The organism is Streptomyces sp. NPDC040610, from assembly GCF_055594065.1.
Genome location: NZ_JBVIXA010000011.1, coordinates 37,181 through 50,620 on the forward strand (window position 1 = coordinate 37,181; position 13,440 = coordinate 50,620).

General features: G+C 73.5%; 15 protein-coding genes. 7 read left to right on the plus strand and 8 right to left on the minus strand.

Annotated features, from left to right (window positions below; all coding sequences use genetic code 11):
- Nucleotides 1–9: 9 nt before the first annotated feature.
- From ACZ6AA_RS31025 to ACZ6AA_RS31045, 5 genes are all read left to right on the plus strand, one after another.
- Nucleotides 10–966 (plus strand): metallophosphoesterase family protein, encoded by a 957-nt coding sequence (locus ACZ6AA_RS31025; RefSeq protein WP_468448821.1) that lies wholly within the window; start codon nt 10–12, stop codon nt 964–966.
- Nucleotides 967–987: 21 nt separating this feature from the next.
- The gene (locus tag ACZ6AA_RS31030; protein WP_468448823.1) at nt 988–2,397 is read left to right on the plus strand and encodes an MFS transporter; all 1,410 of its coding nucleotides are present in this window, start codon (nt 988–990) and stop codon (nt 2,395–2,397) included.
- On the plus strand, nt 2,394–3,401 hold the full coding sequence (locus ACZ6AA_RS31035) for a TolB family protein (protein ID WP_468448825.1): 1,008 nt from the start codon (nt 2,394–2,396) through the stop codon (nt 3,399–3,401). The genes ACZ6AA_RS31030 and ACZ6AA_RS31035 overlap by 4 nt, the downstream gene beginning before the upstream one ends.
- Nucleotides 3,402–3,483: 82 nt before the next feature.
- Nucleotides 3,484–3,927, plus strand: a complete 444-nt coding sequence (locus ACZ6AA_RS31040; RefSeq protein WP_468448827.1) for a RidA family protein — start codon at nt 3,484–3,486, stop codon at nt 3,925–3,927.
- Entirely contained in the window at nt 3,924–4,412 is a 489-nt protein-coding gene (locus ACZ6AA_RS31045; RefSeq protein WP_468448829.1) for a GNAT family N-acetyltransferase, read from the plus strand. The genes ACZ6AA_RS31040 and ACZ6AA_RS31045 overlap by 4 nt, the downstream gene beginning before the upstream one ends.
- Here ACZ6AA_RS31045 and ACZ6AA_RS31050 read toward each other — a convergent pair.
- The 4 genes from ACZ6AA_RS31050 to ACZ6AA_RS31065 all read right to left on the minus strand — a co-directional run bounded on the left by ACZ6AA_RS31050 (nt 4,394) and on the right by ACZ6AA_RS31065 (nt 9,518).
- Entirely contained in the window at nt 4,394–5,482 is a 1,089-nt protein-coding gene (locus ACZ6AA_RS31050; protein WP_468483004.1) for a glycoside hydrolase family 6 protein, read from the minus strand. The two genes, ACZ6AA_RS31045 and ACZ6AA_RS31050, sit on opposite strands and share 19 nt — an antisense overlap.
- Before the next feature lie 151 nt (nt 5,483–5,633).
- Nucleotides 5,634–6,590, minus strand: a complete 957-nt coding sequence (gene pip / locus ACZ6AA_RS31055) for a prolyl aminopeptidase (protein ID WP_468448833.1) — start codon at nt 6,588–6,590, stop codon at nt 5,634–5,636.
- Between the two features lie 19 nt (nt 6,591–6,609).
- Nucleotides 6,610–8,139 carry a YfcC family protein gene (locus tag ACZ6AA_RS31060; RefSeq protein WP_471461497.1) on the minus strand — a complete coding sequence of 510 codons (1,530 nt, stop codon included), beginning with the start codon at nt 8,137–8,139 and terminating at the stop codon, nt 6,610–6,612.
- Complete coding sequence (locus ACZ6AA_RS31065; RefSeq protein WP_468448836.1) at nt 8,136–9,518, minus strand: M20/M25/M40 family metallo-hydrolase; 1,383 nt, start codon at nt 9,516–9,518, stop codon at nt 8,136–8,138. Before ACZ6AA_RS31065 ends, ACZ6AA_RS31060 begins: the two co-directional genes overlap by 4 nt.
- Nucleotides 9,519–9,661: 143 nt before the next feature.
- Here ACZ6AA_RS31065 and ACZ6AA_RS31070 point away from each other — a divergent pair, with 143 nt between their 5' ends.
- Nucleotides 9,662–10,129: an RNA-binding S4 domain-containing protein gene (locus tag ACZ6AA_RS31070; RefSeq protein WP_468448838.1), complete on the plus strand. Its 468-nt coding sequence runs from the start codon at nt 9,662–9,664 to the stop codon at nt 10,127–10,129.
- 239 nt (nt 10,130–10,368) lie between these two features.
- Here ACZ6AA_RS31070 and ACZ6AA_RS31075 read toward each other — a convergent pair whose 3' ends face one another.
- Nucleotides 10,369–11,397 carry an acyltransferase domain-containing protein gene (locus tag ACZ6AA_RS31075; protein WP_471461502.1) on the minus strand — a complete coding sequence of 343 codons (1,029 nt, stop codon included), beginning with the start codon at nt 11,395–11,397 and terminating at the stop codon, nt 10,369–10,371.
- Between the two features lie 77 nt (nt 11,398–11,474).
- Between ACZ6AA_RS31075 and ACZ6AA_RS31080 the strand changes: the two genes are divergently transcribed.
- Nucleotides 11,475–11,732, plus strand: coding sequence for a DUF6343 family protein (locus ACZ6AA_RS31080; protein ID WP_468483000.1), 258 nt, complete (start codon nt 11,475–11,477; stop codon nt 11,730–11,732).
- Between the two features lie 124 nt (nt 11,733–11,856).
- On the opposite strand, the gene ACZ6AA_RS31085 is transcribed toward ACZ6AA_RS31080, so the two are convergent.
- The 3 genes from ACZ6AA_RS31085 to coaE form a co-directional block, all read right to left on the minus strand.
- On the minus strand, nt 11,857–12,252 hold the full coding sequence (locus ACZ6AA_RS31085; protein ID WP_468448844.1) for a tetratricopeptide repeat protein: 396 nt from the start codon (nt 12,250–12,252) through the stop codon (nt 11,857–11,859).
- Between the two features lie 97 nt (nt 12,253–12,349).
- The gene (locus ACZ6AA_RS31090) at nt 12,350–12,730 is read right to left on the minus strand and encodes a DUF3592 domain-containing protein (protein ID WP_468448846.1); all 381 of its coding nucleotides are present in this window, start codon (nt 12,728–12,730) and stop codon (nt 12,350–12,352) included.
- A gap of 39 nt (nt 12,731–12,769) precedes the next feature.
- Nucleotides 12,770–13,372 (minus strand): dephospho-CoA kinase, encoded by a 603-nt coding sequence (gene coaE, locus ACZ6AA_RS31095; RefSeq protein ID WP_468448848.1) that lies wholly within the window; start codon nt 13,370–13,372, stop codon nt 12,770–12,772.
- Nucleotides 13,373–13,440 lie beyond the last annotated feature (68 nt).

The window sequence follows — 13,440 nt, forward strand, 5'->3', positions numbered from 1 at the left end:
GAGACGGACATGCCGAGCACCCCCCGTGTCACCGAGGTAACCCCCAACTCCCGTATGAAGAAGGCCCGTTGGGCCATCCCGGCCGCCACGGCCACCGCGCTCGCCGTCGTCGGCGGCGTGCTCCTGTGGTCTCCGGCCGACGAGGCCGACGCCGCGGCGCCGCGGGCCGCGTTCTCCGCCGTAGCCGTCGGCGACATCGCCGAGCAGTGCACCAAGAGCGACAGCGACTGCGCGCACCCGAAGACGGCCGCGCTCGTCAAGCAGCTCAACCCGCGGTTCGTGCTGACGATGGGCGACAACCAGTACGACGACGCGCGCCTGAAGGACTTCCAGAAGTACTACGCGACCACCTGGGGCGCCTTCAAGGACAAGACCAAGCCCGTGCCGGGCAACCACGAGACGTACGACCCGGCGGGCCCGCTCAAGGGCTACAAGTCCTACTTCGGCTCGGTCGCCTACCCGAACGGCAAGAGCTACTACAGCTTCGACCAGGACAACTGGCACTTCATCGCGCTCGACTCCAACAGCTTCGACAGCAGCGCCCAGATCGAGTGGCTGAAGAAGGACCTGGCCGCGAACTCCAAGAAGTGCGTGGCCGCGTACTTCCACCACCCGCTGTTCTCCTCCGGCGAGCACGGCAACAACCCGGTCGGCAAGCCGGTCTGGAAGCTGCTCGACGACGCGAAGGCGGAGCTGGTCCTCGGCGGCCACGACCACCACTACGAGCGGTTCGCGCCGCAGAAGCCGAACGGTTCCGCCGACTCGAACGGCATCGTCGAGATCCTCGCCGGTACGGGCGGAGCGAACCCGTACAAGATCGAGGAGATCCAGCCCAACAGCCAGAAGCGGATCACCAACACCTACGGCGTCGTGAAACTCGACTTCACCGACACGGGCTTCTCCTGGAAGCTGATCGGCACGGACGGGTCGACGAAGGACACCAGCCCGTCGTACAGCTGCCGCTGATCCGGCCCGGGTGTCGCGCAGATGTATCTGGCCACCACGGACGCGGTCGCCACGGCCAAGGACAAGAAGAACGGCAAGGGCGAGCGCACCGGCAAGGACGACGGCGGCGGGCGCGCGGGCAAGGGGCGCGGGCGCGTCACCGGCCCCGTCCTCGCGCTCGGCGCCGTCAGCCTCGTCACCGACATCTCCTCGGAGATGGTCGCGGCGGTGCTCCCGCTGTACTTCGTCCTCGGCCTCGGCCTGTCGCCGCTGGCGTTCGGTTTCCTCGACGGTCTCTACAACGGCGCCACGGCGTTCGTACGGCTCCTCGGCGGATACGCGGCCGACCGCGGCGGGCGGCACAAGCTCGTCGCGGGCTCCGGGTATCTGCTGTCCGCCCTGTCCCGGCTCGGGCTGCTCCTCGCGGGCGGTGCCACGGCCGGGATCGGGGCGGCGATCGCCGCGGACCGCCTCGGCAAGGGCGTGCGGACGGCGCCGCGGGACGCGCTGATCTCGCTGAGCAGCCCGCCGGACGGGCTCGGCCGGGCGTTCGGCGTGCACCGGGCCATGGACACGACGGGGGCGCTGCTCGGCCCGCTCGCGGCGTTCGCGCTGCTGTGGGTGACGGCGGACGCGTACGACGCGGTGTTCGTCGTCAGCTTCTGCTTCGGCCTCTTCGGGGTGCTGCTCCTGGTGGCGTTCGTGCCGGGCCGGGGGGCGCTGCCCGCCGCGCCCGCCACGGCTCCGGCGTCCCGCCCCCGAAAGGCGCTCACGCTCCTGCGGGTCCCCGCCTTCCGCCGCATCTGCGCGGCCGCCGCGCTGCTCGGCGCGGCGACCGTCGGGGACGCCTTCCTCTATCTGCTGCTCCAGCGGCGCCTGGACTTCGCGGAGAGCTGGTTCCCGCTGCTTCCGCTCGGTACGGCGGCGGTGTATCTGCTGCTCGCCGTGCCGGTGGGGCGGATCGCCGACCGCGTCGGCCGCCGCGGCCCGTTCCTCGCGGGGCACGGCGCGCTGCTCGTCGCGTACATCCTGCTGCTCCTGCCCACCGGCGGCCGGACGCTGCTCGTCGGGGTGCTGCTCGCGCTCGGTGTGTTCTACGCGGCGACCGACGGCGTCCTGATGGCCCTGGCCACGCCGTGCCTGCCACAGGGGCGGCGGGCGAGCGGCATGGCGGTGCTCCAGACGGGTCAGGCGCTGAGCCGGCTGCTCGCCGCGGCGGGGTTCGGCGCGGCCTGGACCCTGTGGGGCATCGGCGCGGCCCTGACGTGCGCGGCGCTCGCGCTGACGGTGGCGCTCGCGGGCGGGGCGGCGCTGCTGCGGTCCACGGAGGCCGCGCCGGACCCCGCGCCGCCCCCGGAAGAGCCCCACGCGCCGACCTCCGACGCACCGACCGCCGAAGAGCCCCACGCGCCCCCGGAGAAACCCCACGCACCCCCGGAAGGCACCCCATGACCCTCACGCCGCCCGAGGCGTCCACCCGTCTGCGCGTCGTCTCCGTCGTGGCGGCCGCCGCCCTCCTTGCCGCCGTGGCCGTCACGTACACCGTCCGCGCCGTCCACCGGGCCGAACCGATCGCCTCCAGCTCGGAGTTCGCCCTCGACCCCGGCCATCTCTACTTCCGCTCGACGCAACAGGGAGCGGGCCGTGTCGCCCGCCTCCCCGCGTCCGGCACCGGCCCCCGCACCCCGGGCGGCCCTTCCTGCGAACGCTTCTACGCCGCCGGGGGCACCGCCCTGTGCCTGCTGCGCCGCCCCGGCATCCCGCCGAAGTCGTACGCCGTGGTCCTCGACGAGCGGCTGCGCGAGAAGCGGCGCGTGGCGCTCACCGGCATCCCGAACCGGGCGCGGGTCTCGGCGTCCGGCCGGATGCTGTCGTGGACGATGTTCACCACCGGCGACTCGTACGCGGGCGGCGACTCGTCGTTCTCCACCCGCACCTCGATCCTGGACACCCGCACCGGCTACCTGGTCAAGAACATGGAGGAGATCCCCCTCACCCTCGACGGCCGCCGCCACCACTCCCCCGACGTCAACTACTGGGGCGTCACCTTCGCCCGCGACGACAACCGCTTCTACGCCACCGTCTCGACGAAGGGCAAGACGTACCTGGTCCGGGGCGACATGCGGAAGTGGACGGCCCGCGCCCTGCGCGAGAACGCCGAGTGCCCGTCCCTCTCCCCCGACAACACCCGCCTCGCCTTCAAGAAGCGGGTACGCGGCGGCACGAAGAACCCCTGGCGCCTGTACGTCCTCGACCTGCGCACCATGCGCGAGCACCCCCTCGCCGAGAGCCGCAGCGTCGACGACCAGGCGGCCTGGCTGGACGACGACACGCTGGCGTACGCCCTGCCGGGCCGCGAGGGCCGCAAGCAGGACATCTGGACGGCGCGGGCGGACGGCACGGGCACCCCCGAGCTGCGGGTGCCGGGCGCCAGTTCACCGGCGCAGGTGCGCTGAGCCCGCCACGGGCGACGGCCGCCGGGTGGGCGCCCCCGAAATCCGGATGCGCCCACCCCGCCCGGCACCGCACCATGCCCCCATGACCACCGACGCCACCCCCACCGCCCCCGTCGTCCGCACCATCGTCCCCAGCCTCTTCCCGCCCCCCGGATACGCCCACGCGGCCGTCGTGGAAGCCGGTACGCGCCTCGCGTTCATGGCCGGTTCCGTCCCCCTGGACGCCGACGGGAACCTCGTCGGCAAGGACGACCCGGTCCTCCAGGCGCAGCAGGTCATCGCCAATCTCGACGAGGCCCTGCGCGCCGTCGGCAGCGAGCTGTCGCAGGTGGTCGCGAGCACGGTGTACGTCGTCGGGGACGAGCCCGGAGTGCTGGCGCGGGTGTGGGACGTGGTCCGCGCGTCCGAGCTCCTCACCGAACGCCCGCACACCTCGACGCTGCTCGGCGTGACCGTCCTCGGCTACCCCGGCCAGCTGGTGGAGATCACCGCCACGGCCGTCGTGCCCGCCGGGACGGACGCGTGAGCCCCTCCGCCACCACCGTCACGCTGCGCCCCGCCACCGAGGCGGACGCCCGCGCGGTGGCCGACGTGTACCTGCGCTCGTACGACGCCGCCCTGCCGACCGTGCGCCGCGCCCACTCCGACGACGAGGTCCGGGACTTCTTCCGGTACGTGGTGGTGGGGCGGGGCGGCACATGGGTGGCGGAGGCGGCGGGGGAGGTCGTGGGCATGATGGTCCTGGAGGGCCCCGAACCCGGCCGGGCCCTGGCACCGAGGGACCTGAGCCAGCTGTACCTGGCGCCCGAGTGGCGCGGCCGGGGCATCGGCGACCGCTTCGTCGCCCTGGCCAAGGAACAGGCGCCCAACGGCCTCTCCCTCCACACCTTCCAGGTCAACGAGCCCGCGCACCGCTTCTACGAACGCCACGGCTTCACGGCGGACTTGTGGACGGACGGCGCCGACAACGAGGAACGCGAGCCGGACGTCCGCTACGTCTGGCGCCCCTGAACAGCGGGAACTTCACGCACACCGGGAACACCCGGGGGCGCCAGGCTCACCAGGTGCGCGCCGCGCGCCCGGACGGCGAGCCCGAGGGCGTACTCCGGCCACCAGGTCCCGGCGGCGGGCCCGCCCCGGCACGTGCCGTCCGACTCGCCCGGCCGCTTGATCCACAGGAAGGCGTCGATGGCGGGGTCGCCGGTGCCGGTGGTGGGCGGGATGCCGAGGGCGCGTCCGGGCGGGTTGCACCAGGCCTTGTCGTCGCCCGTGTAGGGCCCGTTGCCGTTGCGGCTGGTGTCGATGACGAAGTGCTTGCCGCCACCGAGGGCGCGGGCGAGGCGGTGGCCGTACGCGGCGCTCTCCTCGGTGGTGCGGTAGTTGGAGACGTTCAGCGCGAAGCCGTCGGCCTGGTCGACGCCGGCCTGGCGCAGCGGTGCGACGAGGCGGCTCTCCTGGGGGATCCAGCTCGCGTTGCCCGCGTCGAGGTAGACCTTGGCGCCGGGCTGCTGCTTGAGCCGGACGACGGCGTGGGCGAGCAGCGCGTACCGCTCGGTGGCGTCGGCGCCCTCGCATCCGGCGACTTCCTGGGCGACGGCGTCCGGTTCGACGACGACGTACGCGGGGTGCGTGCCGATGCCGTCGGCGAAGGCGTCGATCCACGCGCGGTAGTGCGCGGCGTCGCGCGCGCCCCCCGCCGAGTAGTCCCCGCAGTCGCGGTGCGGCACGAAGTAGGCGACGAGCACGGCGGTACGCCCGGCTGCGGCGGCCTTCTCGACGTACCCCCGCACCACGTCCCGGGTCCCGCCCGCGCCGCCCGCCCCCGCCACCGCGTCCTCGTGGAGCCACTCGGCCTGGGCCCGCCCGGCGATGCGCCCCATGAACCAGGCGTCGGCGATCCGCCCCTGCTTCCGCCACTCGGCCACCTGCCGAGCGGCCGAGGTGTCCGGATTCACCCAGAACTCCACGGCCCCGGGCACCCCTCCGGCTTCCGCGTCGGCCGCCGCCCCCGCACCACAGGGGACGGCGAGCCCCACAAGAGCGGCGACACAGACAAGCCCCCGCGACAGACTTCCGCGCACCACAGGCCGCTCCACTCACCAGGCACCGGCGGTCCCCGGCGCGTTGCGCAGAACGTGCCCATCCGGACGCCCGAACTTCCCCGCGCCCCCGGAAGATCACCCCGACGGCGGCGCACGCCGGGGTTCCCGTGACCGACCGCCCCGCGGGCCCCTACCCCCCGGCCCGAAACCCGTCGGTGGCCCGCACCAGCGCCGCAGCGATCCCCGCCGCCCCCGCGTCATGCCCCACATCCCCCACGACGACCAACTCCCCGTCCCCCCAGCCCCGCTGCAGGCGCCACGGCACCCCCAAGAGGTTCCCGAAGTCGAGGCTCCCCTGCACCACCACCCCCGGGATCCCCCGCAGCGCTCCCGCGTCCCGCAGCACCACCCCGTCCTCCCCCAACCAGTGCCCGTTGGCGAAGTAGTGGGTGACGGTCCGGGCGAACCCGGCCCGGAACACCGGGTCCTCGTACCGGGCGACGGACCGGGGCGCGGCCATGGCGATGGCGGTCTCCCAGTCGGTCCAGGCCCGCGCGGCCCGCGCCCGCACGTCGGGGTCCCCGGAGGACAGCAACGTCAGGTAGGCCCCGGCGAGATCCCCGTCCCGCGCCGCCTCGGGCACCCCCTCCCGGAAGTCCGCCCACGCCTCGGGGAACACCCGCCCGAGCCCCCGGGTGAGCAGGTCGACCTCGGCCTGGCTCCCGGTGGCGAGCCCGGTGAGGACGAGCTCGGACACCCGGTCCGGGTAGGTCTGGGCGTAGCGGAGGCCGAGCACCGACCCCCAGGAGACGCCCCAGACGAGCCACCGCTCGACGCGCAGGTGGCGCCGCAGCAGCTCGAGGTCGGCGAGCAGATGCTTGGTGGTGTTGACGGACATGTCGGTGGCGGGGTCACTGGCGTGCGGTGTGGAGCGGCCGCTGCCGCGCTGGTCGAGCAGCACGATCCGGTAGGCGTCGGGGTCGAAGTAGCGCCGGAATCCGGGGGTGCAGCCGGACCCGGGCCCGCCGTGCAGCAGCACGGCGGGCTTGCCGAGCGGGTTGCCGCAGACCTCCCAGTACACGCGGTTGCCGTCGCCGACGTCGAGCATGCCGTGGTCGTACGGCTCGATCTCCGGGTAAAGACTCATCCCGGCACGGTAACCGCCCTCAGGTGAGCGCCGCGCCCACGGCAACGAAGGCGCAGATGAGCACGAACAGGATGGCGAGCAGCGGCCATACGAACCGCAGGTACTTGTCGTAGCCGACCTTGGCGAGCGCGACCCCGCCGATGGTGACGGCGGTCGTCGGCACCCACAGGTTCATCCAGCCGCTGGCCGCGGCCCACGCGGTGACGACGACGGACCGGGAGACCCCGGCGAAGTCGGCGAGGGGCGCGAGGATCGGCATGGCGAGGGTGGCGTGCCCGGAGGTGGAGGGGATGAGGAAGGCCAGCGGCAGGTTGACGAGGAACACGATGATGGCGAAGAGCCCCGACGAGGTGCCCTTCACGACCCCCTCGATCGAGTGCAGCACGGTGTCCGTGATGCGCGAGTTGTTCATGATGACGGTGACCCCGCGGGCCAGCACGATGACCAGCGCGGGCGAGATGAAGTCCGCCGCGCCCTGGATGACCGTCGAGCTGAGCTTCTGCTCGCCCATCCGCGCGACCAGGCCCACGAGGACCGCCGCACACAGGAACAGGGCGGCCAACTGCGGGAAGGACCAGCCGAGTTCGAAGCCGTACGGCTCGGCGTCCGCGTCGCCCGTCAGCGCGCTGGACCACGGCACCACCGAGAAGATCATGAACGCGAAGACCAGGGCGACCACGGCCAGGATGGCCTTGTGCAGCCCGGTCAGCTCGGGCACCTCCCCCGACTGCTCGGCGGCGGCGCCGTCCCGGTCGCCCGACAGGAACCCGCTCAGGGACCGCTCGGGGTCCTTCTGTACGCGGCGGGCGTAGCGGATGACGTACGCGACCGTGACGCCCGTGAGCACCAGCCACATCGCGAACCGCAGGACGATGCCGTCGCCGAGCGAGATGTCCGCCGCCGACGAGGCGACGCCGGTGGCGAAGGGGTTGACGGTCGAGCAGAGGACGCCGACGCCCGCGCCCAGAATGATCGCGCCGACAGCGGTCATGCGGTCGTAGCCGAGGGCGAGCATCAGCGGCACGATCAGGCCGTAGAAGCCCAGCGTCTCCTCGGCGAAGCCCTCCACGGTGCCGAGGACGGAGAAGACCACCATGACGCCCGCGATGAGCATCGCGCCGCGTTCGCGCAGCCGGTGGGCGAGCCGTCCGATGCCCCGGTCGAGGGCGCCGGTGGCGAACACGACGGTGATGAACGCGCCGATGGCGAGGACGAAGAGGAAGACGCCCGCGCTGCCGTACAGCTCGCCGACCAGGTCGGGGCCGACCTGCCCCGACTCGGTGTCCTGCACGCCGTAGAGGCCGTTGACGGGGGCGAGGAAGAGGTCGTTGAGGCGGTCGACGAAGGACTGGTCGTCGGGGACGCGGTGGTAACTGCCCTGGACGGGCGCGCCCTTGTCGTTGCGGTCGTAGGCGCCCGGCGGCACGAGGAACGCGAGCAGCCACACGGCGACGGTGACGATCGCGAGCACGGTGAGGGCGCTGGGGAAGGTGAACTTGCCCTTGGGCGCGGGCTCTTCGGTGCCCGGCTCGGTCGTGGTGGTGCTCACGCGTCGCTCCCGTCCCCGCCGCGAGCGGTGTACGAGGCGGCGTACTCCCGTACGAACGCGCCCATCGCGACCACCGTGTCGCGCAGCTCCGAGAGCAGCACGCGCTCGTTGGGCGCGTGCAGGTTGCACATGCTGTCCTGGGCGCCGAACAGCAGGACCTCGGCGCCGGGTGCCGCCTGCGCGAGCCCGTTGACGAGCGGGATGGACCCGCCGGTCGCCACGTACGCGGCCTCCTTGCCCCAGGCCTCCTTGAGGGCGGTGAGCGCGGCGCGGTAGGCGGGCCCGCCGGTCTCGGCCTCGTAGCCGGGGCCGGTGTCGCCGGGCGTGACGGTCAGCGGGACGCCGAAGGGGCGCAGCGAGCGCAGGTGCTCGACGAGCCGCGACCGTGCCTCCACCGGGTCCTGCCGGGGATGGAACCGCAGGTTCAGCTTGGCGCGGGCGTAGGGCACGACCGCCGACGCCGCGTGTTCGACGCTCGGCGCGTCCAGGCCGATCACGGTGATCGCGGGCCCGCTCCACAGCCGCTCGCCGAGCCCGCCGCTGCCGATGAGCGGCATCCCCTCGCGCACCCCGGCGAGCGCCCGGAACTCCTCCTCGGTGTACGAGGTCCCGGCCCACTCCTCCCGCCGCAGCCCCTCCACGGCGACGTCCCCGTGCACGTCGTGCAGCGTGGCGAGCGCCTTGAGCAGCACGAGGAGCGCGTCGGGGGCGGCGCCGCCGAACTCGCCGCTGTGCCGGGGCTCGTCCAGGGTGCGCACCTCGACGACGACCTCGGCGGCGCCGCGCAGCCCGGTGGTGAGGGTAGGGGTGCCGGGGCGGAGGTTGCCGAGGTCGGCGATGACCATGGCGTCGCAGGCGAAGCGGTCGGGGTCGGTGGGCGGATAGCCGTCGAAGGCGCTGCCGTACTCCTCCTGCCCCTCGATGACGATCCTGACGCCGACGGGTGGCCGCCCGCCGTAGGCCCGCAGCATCCCGATGTGCGCGATGACGTTGGACTTGTCGTCGGCGATGCCGCGCGCCCGCAGCCCGCCGCCGTCCCCGTCGATCGGCGTCGGCTCGAAGGGCGGCGACCGCCACAGCTTCTCGTCGCCGGGCGGCTGGACGTCGTAGTGGCCGTAGAGCAGCACGGTCGGGGCGCCGGGATCCGGTGGCGGGATCTCGCCGTAGACCACCGGCGCGGTGTCCGGCAGGTCGAGGCGCTCGACGTGCGGCACACCGGCGTCGCGCAGCAGCTCCGCGACCAGGTCGTGCGCCTCCTGGACGGGCCCGGCCGGGAACCCGGGGAAGGCGATGGAGGGGATCTCGGCGAGCCGGACGAGGTCGGCGCGCAGGCCGTCCATCAGTCCGTCGACCGTGGTGGCGAGCTCTTCGGGCGTCATGGGAGCACCTCTGTCATCTGAGGGCGGACGTATGAGTGATTTGCCATGAATGGCCCGAATTATCGAGTGCGGCGGCTCGCGGATTCCGGACGGCTCGCCGGGCAGCCGGGCTCCCCGCACCGATGCCGCACTAAGGTCGACGCATGGCTTCGGAGACTTCACCGGGTACGGGCGGCGGCACCGTGCGCGTCGACAGCTGGATCTGGTCCGTACGACTGGTCAAGACCCGCTCGGCGGGCGGCGCGGCCTGCAAGGGCGGCCACGTCCGCGTCAACGGCGAACGCGTGAAGCCCGCGTACGGCGTGAAGGAGGGCGACGAGGTCCGGCTGCGCCAGCCTGGCGGCCGCGAGCGCGTCGTGATCGTCAAGCGCCTCATCCGCAAGCGGGTCGGCGCACCCGTGGCCGTCGAGTGCTACGTGGACAACAGCCCGCCCCCACCCCCGCGCGAGGCCGTGGCCCCCGCGGGCATCCGCGACCGCGGCACGGGCCGCCCCACCAAGCGCGACCGCCGCGACATGGACCGCCTACGCGCCCTCAACTCCCGCACGGGCCCCACACTTTCGGCCACGCCGAAACACCCGGCCACGGCCCACGACCCTGAACCCGGCTGACGCGGGCAGCACACCCCCAGCCCGCGCGGCACCGTTCCGGCCCGCCCACACATCTCCAGCCCATCCGACGTGCGAGGACGAGCCAGCACTTTCAGCCCGCCCGACGTGCGAGGACGAGCCGGGATTTTCAGCCCGTCCGGCGTTTGAGGACGAGGCGCGAAGCGCCGATTCGGCGGCGGCCCGTCCCACCCGCACGGGACGTCCCCCCGGAGCGGGGGCCCGGGGGCGCAGCGCCCCGGTTACGGGAAGGGGCGGGGTCGGGGACGCTCCAGCGGAAACCACCCATGCCCCTCATACCAGTGCCCCCCACCCCGCAAGTGATCCCCCACGGCCCGCTCCACCCGAGTCCGCCGAGGCAACCCCGCCACACCAAGCCCCCGATCCCCGAAGACGAACCCCACCGGCAACCCGTCATCCGGCTCCTGCCCCGCATACGTCCCAGCGAGCCGAAACCGCTCCTGAAACCGCACAATGTTGGCCGCCCCCGGCAGATACCGCTTCAACTGCGGATCAAGCAGCCAGGAGTGACAGACGACCACGTCGTACCGCTCCCCGGGAAAGTGCCGGGGAAAGAACTCCCGGGCCAGCTCCACGGACCGCTGACACGCGGCATCGGACATCGGCCCGAGGAAGTCGGGGATGTGCACGCTCAGACACAGATCCCCGGAGTCGGCCCCACGCCCCGCCGCGGCGACATCGGCCGCCATCCGCTCCCCGAGCACCGCCCGCTGGAACTGCAGCCGCCCCAACTGGTAGAGCTCACCGCGGAAGTGCAGCGCGTGCCAGCCGGGCACGGGCACACCCCGCGTACCGTGGCGCCTGCGGTGGACGGCCATGTGCCGCCCCAGATCGGCGAGTGTGCGCCGGGACACGTCGTCGGGGATGCCGCGGCGCCGATGGTAGTCCCGCACATGGGGCAGCGCGGCGACGAAGACGAAGACGTGGAAGCAACTGCCCAGCTCGCCGAGGCCCGCGGGCAGGACGGGCAGCCGCACGTCGGACCCGGGCTCACCGAGGTCCCGCAGCAGCACGCCGACGCACAGGTCGAGGAGCCGGCGCGCACCCGGGTCGCCGAGGATCCGGGCCCGCAGGCCGATCAGCGCGTTGATGTCCTCGTGGGGCACGGCGAGGTCGAGGAGGACGTCGGGCAGCTCGTCGGCGCCCGGCAGGACGGCGTCGGCGACGGGCGCACCCGCGTCGTCAAGGCCCTTCAGCCAAGCGGCGAGCGCCTCGTCGGACTCGGCCGCGGCCCGCAGTGCGTCCAGCACGGCTCCACCTGCCCCTCGGTCGGCCCTTCCGTTCGCCCCGTACCGGGTGGACCCTGGAAGGAGGAGATGACGTTTCCATGCGCACAGGCAGTGAACCGGTGACCGCGCGCAGTCCGCTGCGTATGCGCTTCTGGTTCAGCGTATGGGGGCTGGTGTGGGCGGCCGCGGGGACGGTCGCGTTCGCGCTCGCCGGGCGCACCGCGTGGGCGGTGGCGTGCGGGGTGCTGTGGCTGGTGGTGGTCGTCGACATGACGCTGGTCGTACGGCACATTCGCCAGGGCCCGCACTTCCAGCCGGGCCGGGACGTACCGCCGTACGACCCGCCTCGGACCTGACCCGCTACGCGCGCGACCCGACCGCCCGGCAGCCCCGACGGCTAGGCGACCTGGCACCCCGGGCAGCCCCGACGGCTAGGCGGCCTCACGTCCCGACCGGCCCCGACGCCCCACCGGACAGGCCCTAGCCGCCACCCGCTCCCCCGGCCCCACCCGCGTCCTCGTCGAACCGCGCCGCCGCCAGATACTCCGGCTGCGGGTCGAGCGCGGCGGCGAGCCGGAAGTGGCGGCGGGCCTGGTCGGGCCGGGCGGCGCGCTCATAGGTGCGGGCGAGGGCGAAGTGCGCGAACGCGTTGTCCGGCTCGCGCTCCAGGACGATGCTGAACTCCAGCTCGGCGGCGCGCAGTTGCGCGGAGGCGAAGAAGGCGCGGGCGCGCAGGAGCCGCGCCGCGGTGTTCTCCGGATGGGCGGCGATGACGGAGTCGAGCAGCTTCACCGCACCCCGCGGGTCCCGTGCGGCGAGCAGTTGCTCGGCCGCGCGGAAATCGATGACATGGCTCTCCGGGCTGCTTTCGGGCACGCCGGACTCCTTCCCTCACTCCTCTGCGTCAACACACCACCCGATCCGGCATATTCCGGGGCAGGACGGGCCACGTACGCGCGGGCGCGGTCCGGGGTCAGCCCGCCATCCCCAGCGCGAGCCCCACGATCACCAGGCTCGCGCCCGCCGCCACGAACGCCCGGTCCAGGCCGCGCCGTTCCCGGCCGATGAGCACGACCTCGCGCGGGTCGTCGGCGTCGTAGGCGATGCGCACGCGCTCCCCGGCGCGCAGGGGCCGCCGCCGGTTCGCGGGCACAGGTGAGACGACCTCAAGGACCCGCCCGTCGGCGGTCTCGAACTGCAGGGTCGGCCGGTCGGCCCCTTGCAGCACCGCCTTGACCAGGGCCTCCGCGATCTCTCCGGCCTCGGTGAGGTGCCGGGTGCGCTGCAGGCCGTACGCGCCCGCGAGCAGCGCGACGAGCCCGCCCAGGGTGGTGAACGCCGCCAGTACGACCACAAAGCCCGCCCTTCTCGCCGCTCTCCGGGCCCGCGCGCGCTACGCCGCCCCGGCCCGCTGCCGCAGGTCCTGCCACACCTCGTCGACGCGCGGCACGAGCCGCTCCAGGGGCCCGTCGTTGTCGATGACGAGGTCGGCGATCTCCAGGCGCTTCTCGCGGGTCGCCTGGGCGGCCATCCGCGCGCGGGCGTCGTCCTCGGTCATGCCGCGCAGCCGCACCAGGCGGTCGAGTTGGGTCTCGGGGCGGGCGTCGACGACGACCACGACGTCGTACAGCGGCGCGAGGCCGTTCTCGGCGAGCAACGGCACGTCGTGCACGACCACCGCGTCGTCGGCGGCGGCGCGCTCCAGTTCGGCGGAGCGGGTGCCCACCAGGGGGTGCACGATCGCGTTGAGCGCGGCCAGCTTCTCCGGGTCGGCGAAGACGATCGCGCCGAGCTTCGGGCGGTCGAGGGAGCCGTCGGCGGCGAGGATCTCAGGGCCGAAGGCCCGGACGACCGCGGCCAGGCCCTCGGTGCCGGGCGCCACCACCTCGCGGGCGATGCGGTCGGCGTCGACGAGGACGGCGCCCCGCTCGACGAGCAGCCGTGACACTTCACTCTTGCCGGCACCGATCCCGCCGGTCAGCCCCACTTTCAGCATGACCGGCAGCTTATGCGCCCGCCTTCCCCGTGTCTGCCGGAACCCCGGCACTCCCCCGTCCCCCGGTC

Excerpts from the sequence above, each read along its gene's own strand:
- ACZ6AA_RS31025 (WP_468448821.1), top strand. The coding sequence starts at position 10 with ATGCCGAGCACCCCCCGTGTCACCGAGGTAACCCCCAACTCCCGTATG.
- ACZ6AA_RS31030 (WP_468448823.1), top strand. The coding sequence starts at position 988 with ATGTATCTGGCCACCACGGACGCGGTCGCCACGGCCAAGGACAAGAAG.
- ACZ6AA_RS31035 (WP_468448825.1), top strand. The coding sequence starts at position 2,394 with ATGACCCTCACGCCGCCCGAGGCGTCCACCCGTCTGCGCGTCGTCTCC.
- ACZ6AA_RS31040 (WP_468448827.1), top strand. The coding sequence starts at position 3,484 with ATGACCACCGACGCCACCCCCACCGCCCCCGTCGTCCGCACCATCGTC.
- pip (WP_468448833.1), bottom strand. The coding sequence starts at position 6,590 with ATGAGTCTTTACCCGGAGATCGAGCCGTACGACCACGGCATGCTCGAC.
- ACZ6AA_RS31065 (WP_468448836.1), bottom strand. The coding sequence starts at position 9,518 with ATGACGCCCGAAGAGCTCGCCACCACGGTCGACGGACTGATGGACGGC.
- ACZ6AA_RS31070 (WP_468448838.1), top strand. The coding sequence starts at position 9,662 with ATGGCTTCGGAGACTTCACCGGGTACGGGCGGCGGCACCGTGCGCGTC.
- ACZ6AA_RS31080 (WP_468483000.1), top strand. The coding sequence starts at position 11,475 with ATGCGCACAGGCAGTGAACCGGTGACCGCGCGCAGTCCGCTGCGTATG.
- coaE (WP_468448848.1), bottom strand. The coding sequence starts at position 13,372 with ATGCTGAAAGTGGGGCTGACCGGCGGGATCGGTGCCGGCAAGAGTGAA.